4 protein-coding genes are annotated in these 5,647 nt (G+C 67.0%); 1 reads left to right on the forward strand and 3 read right to left on the reverse strand.

Annotated features, from left to right (window positions below; translation table 11 throughout):
* Window positions 1–113 precede the first annotated feature (113 nt).
* Window positions 114–1,232, forward strand: a complete 1,119-nt coding sequence (locus H9654_RS15100; protein WP_101098579.1) for a mechanosensitive ion channel family protein — start codon at window positions 114–116, stop codon at window positions 1,230–1,232.
* 48 nt (window positions 1,233–1,280) lie between these two features.
* Here H9654_RS15100 and H9654_RS15105 read toward each other — a convergent pair whose 3' ends face one another.
* Genes H9654_RS15105 through typA form a run of 3 tightly spaced genes read right to left on the reverse strand, consistent with a single transcriptional unit; the run spans window position 1,281 to window position 5,253 of the window.
* Window positions 1,281–2,882, reverse strand: a complete 1,602-nt coding sequence (locus H9654_RS15105; protein WP_191771612.1) for an amidase — start codon at window positions 2,880–2,882, stop codon at window positions 1,281–1,283.
* 47 nt (window positions 2,883–2,929) lie between these two features.
* Window positions 2,930–3,397: a DUF2127 domain-containing protein gene (locus H9654_RS15110; RefSeq protein WP_042614204.1), complete on the reverse strand. Its 468-nt coding sequence runs from the start codon at window positions 3,395–3,397 to the stop codon at window positions 2,930–2,932.
* An 8-nt stretch (window positions 3,398–3,405) separates the two neighbouring features.
* The gene (typA, locus tag H9654_RS15115) at window positions 3,406–5,253 is read right to left on the reverse strand and encodes a translational GTPase TypA (protein ID WP_042614231.1); all 1,848 of its coding nucleotides are present in this window, start codon (window positions 5,251–5,253) and stop codon (window positions 3,406–3,408) included.
* Between the last annotated feature and the right edge of the window lie 394 nt (window positions 5,254–5,647).

Consider the following 5,647-nt stretch of genomic DNA (forward strand, 5'->3'; position numbering starts at 1 on the left):
GAGTCGCGACTCTGACCCCTGACTCTGACCCCCTGTTTACGAACGGCTGACACCGCGATCATGGCCTTTGCGACACGCTGATCCTTTCGCGTGGTCGTGGAGGTGCAAGGGTGATGCAGTGGCAACAGGTGCAGGCTTACGTGGTACCGCTTGGCATTGCACTGGCGGTCGGTGCGCTGGGGGCGTGGGTCATCCTGGCGCTGTATCGCCGCTTGGCGGGCAGGGACCGGCGGCGCGCACGTATAGGCCGGATGCTGGGTCCGCCGCTGGCGCTGGCCTTCCCGCTGTTCCTGATGGTTCCGGCGCTGGAGGCCACGCCCCTGCGCGGTGGCTGGCTGGAACAGGCACAGCGCGTCGCCCACATCGGTTTGACCGCCTGCTTCATCTGGCTGCTGGTACGCGCGGTCGCTGCAGGTGAAAAAGCCATCCTGCGCAACCATCCCATCGAAGTTGCCGACAACCTCGAAGCCCGTCGCATCCAGACCCAGACCCGCGTCCTCAGCCGCGTGCTGATGGGCGGCATCATCATCCTCGGCGCCTCGCTGGTGCTGTTGCAGTTCGAGATGGTGGCCAAGATCGGCTCGGCGCTGCTGGCTTCGGCGGGCCTGATCGGCCTGGTCGCCGGTATTGCCGCCAAGCCGGTGTTCGGCAACCTGATCGCCGGCATGCAGATCGCGGTGACCCAGCCGATCCGGCTGGATGACGTGGTGATCGTGGAAGGGGAGTGGGGCCGCATCGAGGAGATCGGCAGCAGTTACGTCGTGGTCCGCATCTGGGACGAACGACGGATGGTGGTGCCGCTGACCTGGTTCATCGAAAACCCGTTCCAGAACTGGACCCGGCGCAGCGCCGATCTGCTGGGAACCGCCTTCCTGTGGTTGGACTACCGCGCGCCGATTCCCGCGATACGGGCAGAGCTTGAGCGCATCTGCAAGGACGCCCCGCTATGGGATGGACGGGTCTGCGTCACCCAGGTCACCGAGACCACCGAACACACCCTGCAGGTACGCCTGCTGGTCAGCGCGCGCAACTCCGGCGACGCCTTCGACCTGCGCTGCCTGGTCCGTGAACGCATGCTGGATTTCCTGGCGCGTGAGCATCCGCAGGCGCTGCCGCGGCTGCGCGCGCAGATGGAAGAGGGGGCCGACATGCCGCGTCACCGCGTGGCGGCGGCGCCCGAAGCGGATGTCCGTTCTCCCGGTGCGGAAGATGGCGAGCCCGCAGTGGGTTAGCCGCGCCATGCGCGGCGGAATGTCAACGATCCAGCCGGCCGGCAGCGGTCATAACGGCGGCGGGCGGCGCGCCATGGTCCGCTGTTCGTAGGCGTAGCCCAGCTCGATCAGGCGCGGTTCGGTCCAGGCGGTGCCCATGAACAACAGCCCCACCGGCAGGCCATCCACATGGCCCATCGGTACGCTCAGGCTGGGGTAGCCGGCAACGGCGGCGGCACTGTAACTGCCGCCGGGGAAGGCATCGCCGCCGCTGCGGGTGATCGGCCATGCGATACCGGTGGTCGGCGCTACCAGCGCGTCCAGCTGGTGTGCGCGCAGCAAGGCATCGATGCCCTGCTCACCGGCCATCCGGCGCGCTTGGCTGCGCGCCTGGATATAGCCTGCATCGCCCAGCGTGCCGGCCTGCGCTGACGCTTCCAGCAGTTCCTGGCCGAACAGCGGCAGTTCCTGGGCGGCGTGTTCGGTATTGAAGGCGATGACCTGCGGCAGTGTGCGCAGCGGCGCCTTCCAGCGCCGCAGATAGCGTTCCAGGCCGGCCTTGAACTCAAAACGCAGCACGGTCTGCTCGGCGTCGGCCCACTGGCTTTCGTCCAGCGCCGGCACCCTCACCACGGTTGCACCGGCCCGGCGCAGTTCGTCCAGGGCGTGCTGCATCAGCGTGTCGATGCCGGGGCGCTGGGTCAGTGGGCCGTCCAGCACGCCGATCCGCGCGCCGCGCAGGCCATCGGGATTCAGCCGCGCGGTGTAGTCGTATACCGCTCGGCCCGGCATCGTCGCCGTGGCCGGATCGGCGTCATCGCGTCCGGCGATGGCAGTCAGCACTGCGGCGGCGTCGGCCACCGTGCGGGTGATCGGGCCGGGCGTATCCTGGCTGAAGGAGATCGGGATGATGCCATCCCGGCTGACCAGGCCCACGGTGGGCTTCAGGCCAACCACTCCGTTGACGGCGGCCGGGCAGACGATGCTGCCATCGGTTTCGGTCCCGATCGAGACCGCGGCCAGGTTCGCGGACACCGCCACCGCGCTGCCACTGCTGGAGCCGCAAGGGCTGTAGCCGGGTCGATACGGGTTGCCGGTCTGGCCGCCGCGCGCGCTCCAGCCAGAGGTGGATTCCTCGCCGCGATAGTTGGCCCATTCACTCAGGTTGGCTTTGCCGAGGATCACCGCGCCGGCTTCGCGCAGGCGCCGCACCAGGAAGGCATCGTCCGGCCGGAAACCGGCCAATGCCAGCGAACCGGCCGTGGTGCTCATGGGCGCGGCGTTGATGTTGTCCTTGACCAGCACCGGGATACCATGCAGGGGGCCGCGCAGGCGGCCGCTGCGGCGCTCCTGGTCGCGTTGGGCGGCGTCCTTCAGCGCATCCGGGTTGAGCTCGATGACCGCGCGCAGGCGCGGCCCCGCACGGTCCAGCGCGGCGATCCGCTCCAGATAGGCACGGGTGAGGGTGCGGCTGGTCAGTTCCCCGGCCAGCATGCGTGCCTGCAGGTCGGCGACTTCGGCTTCGGCATAGGCGAAAGGCGCCGCGGCTGCCGCAGCGGGATGCGCCGTGGGCGCTCGTGGTGGCGCCGCCGACAGGCCGCCCGGGCACGCCAACAGCACCGCGGCGAGCACGGTGGACAGGCGGAAACAGGGGGGCAGCTTCGGGACGATGCGCATGAGGGGCGGCCTGGTCACCGGCCCAGTGTATCGCGGGGTCGTCAGGGTTTGCGCTTGAGGATGTCGCGTGCGAGCACGTAGACCACCAGCAGGTTGATCACCAGCACGGTCCAGGAGGCCCAGCCGGGATGGCGGGCAATGGCGTACACATCGAAGGGCAGGTAGATGCCGGCTGACACGCAGCCCAGCCACGACGCCCAGGCCTTGGCGCGCCACAGGCCCCAGGCTTCCACCAGGTGCAGCACCGCGTAGGCGAGCATCGCCGCCGCCGCCAGGTGCACGGCATCGGGACTGATCATGTTGAGCAGCGAGGGCAGGGCGCCGTGATCCGGGTCCAGGCTGAAACGCCGGATCAGGGCACTGATTCCATCGCGTAGTGGCTGCGGACCGAGCAGTTCCAGCCCGGTCGCCGCCAGCAGTGCAAGCACCGCCTTGCCCGTTTCGAGCAAGGCGATGACATGCAGCCCCGGATGCCGTTTCGGATCCGGGTTGTAAGCGGTCTGGCTCACGGGTCGGCTCAGCCGCCGCGCGAGGCCTTCTTGCGATCGCTTTCGGTCAGCCCCTTCTTGCGCAGGCGGATTTCCTTCGGCGTGATCTCGACCAGCTCGTCGTCTTCGATGAAGTCCAGGGCCTGCTCCAGCGAGTACTTGATCGCCGGGGTCAGCTGGATCGCATCGTCCTTGCCCGAAGCGCGCATGTTGGTCAGCGGCTTGGTCTTGATCGCGTTGACGGTGAGGTCGTTGTCCTTGGAGTGGATGCCGATCAACTGACCTTCATACACGTTGTCGCCCTCAGCAGCGAACAGCTTGCCGCGTTCCTGCAGCGGCCCCAGGGAATACGCCGGGGTGGCACCCGGTGCGTTGGCGATCATGACGCCGTTCTGGCGCTTGGCGATCGAACCCTGTTCCTTCGGACCGTAGTGGTCGAACACGTGGAACAGCAGGCCCGAACCCTGGGTCAGGGTCTTGAACTCGTTCTGGAAGCCGATCAGGCCACGGGCCGGGATCTGGTACTCCAGGCGAACACGGCCCTTGCCGTCCGGTTCCATGTTCTTCAGCTGGCCCTTGCGGGTACCCAGCTTTTCCATGACGCCGCCCTGGTGCTGTTCTTCGATGTCCACCACCAGCTGCTCGATCGGCTCCATGGCCTGGCCGTCGATCTGCTTGATGATGACTTCCGGGCGCGACACGGCCAGCTCGTAGCCTTCACGACGCATGTTCTCGATCAGCACCGACAGGTGCAGCTCGCCACGGCCGGAGACCAGGAACTTGTCGGCGTCTTCCAGCTGTTCCACCTTCAGGGCCACGTTGTGGACCTGCTCGCGGTCCAGGCGGTCCTTGATCTGGCGGCTGGTCAGGAACTTGCCACCGGACAGGTCCTTGTTGCCGGCGAACGGCGAATTGTTGACCTGGAAGGTCATCGAGATCGTCGGTTCATCGACGGTCAGCGCCGGCAGCGCTTCCGGGGTATCCGGATGGCACAGGGTGTCGGAGATGGTCAGCTCGGCGATGCCGGAGATGGCGACGATGTCGCCGGCTTCGGCGGTGTCCTGCTCGATGCGCTCCAGGCCCAGGAAGCCCAGCACCTGGGCGACCTTGCCGTTGCGCTTCTTGCCTTCACGGTCGATCACCGCGACCTGCATGTTCTTCTTCAGGGTGCCGCGCTGGATGCGGCCGATGCCGATCACGCCCACGAAGTTGTTGTAGTCCAGCTGGCTGATGCGCATCTGGAACGGGCCGTCCGGATCCACTTCCGGCTTCGGCGCGTGCTGCATGATGGCTTCGTACAGCGGGGTCATGTCGCCGTCGCGCACGCTGTCTTCCAGGCCGGCATAGCCGTTCAGGGCCGAGGCGTAGACGATCGGGAAATCGAGCTGCTCATTGGTGGCGCCGAGCTTGTCGAACAGGTCGAAGACCTGGTCGATCACCCAGTCCGGACGCGAGCCCGGACGGTCGACCTTGTTGACCACCACGATCGGCTTGAAGCCCATCGCGAAGGCTTTCTGGGTGACGAAGCGGGTCTGCGGCATCGGGCCGTCCATCGCGTCGACGAGGATCAGCACGGTGTCGACCATCGACAGCACGCGCTCCACTTCGCCGCCGAAGTCGGCGTGTCCGGGGGTATCGACGATGTTGATCCGGTTCTTGATACCGGTCTTCTTGTCTTCCCAGGTGATGGCCGTGTTCTTGGCCAGGATGGTGATGCCGCGTTCCTTTTCCTGATCGTTGCTGTCCATCACGCGCTCGGCGAGGACGGTGCGCTCGGACAGGGTGCCGGACTGCTTCAGCAGCTGATCGACCAGGGTGGTCTTACCATGGTCGACGTGCGCGACGATGGCGATGTTGCGAAGATTTTCGATGGACATGCGAAAGGGGGCCAGTCGGCGCCGGATTTGGAAAAAGAAGTCCATCATCATACCGCGATCTGGCCGTTTCGCGAAAACCTTGTTTCAGGCGCGGGCAGATGCCCATTCAGATGGAAGCGCAGCGCCTCTCTGACGGGGGCGGGCGAGGGCGGGACAGGCTGCCCGGGACACGCCGTAAATACGTCCCTGTAGGCTCGTCGCCGCATCCCTGCGGCTCTAACGGTCCCGGGCAACCTGTCCCGCCCTCGCCTGCACAGACCACGTGCCCGGCGGCAGGACCCCTGCCACGCTGGACGGCCCGTGCTTCTGCTTCTGCTCTTCCTTCCCCCCACCGCAGCGGCCATCTGTCTGGCGGGGGGGGGGGGGGGGGGGGGGGGGGGGGGGGGGGGGCGGG

The sequence above is a fragment of the Stenotrophomonas lacuserhaii genome, assembly GCF_014836545.1.
GTDB lineage: Bacteria > Pseudomonadota > Gammaproteobacteria > Xanthomonadales > Xanthomonadaceae > Stenotrophomonas > Stenotrophomonas lacuserhaii.

What these genes read in the sequence shown, in the direction of transcription:
- H9654_RS15100 (WP_101098579.1), top strand. Translation starts at nt 114, where the DNA reads ATGCAGTGGCAACAGGTGCAGGCTTACGTGGTACCGCTTGGCATTGCA.
- typA (WP_042614231.1), bottom strand. Translation starts at nt 5,253, where the DNA reads ATGTCCATCGAAAATCTTCGCAACATCGCCATCGTCGCGCACGTCGAC.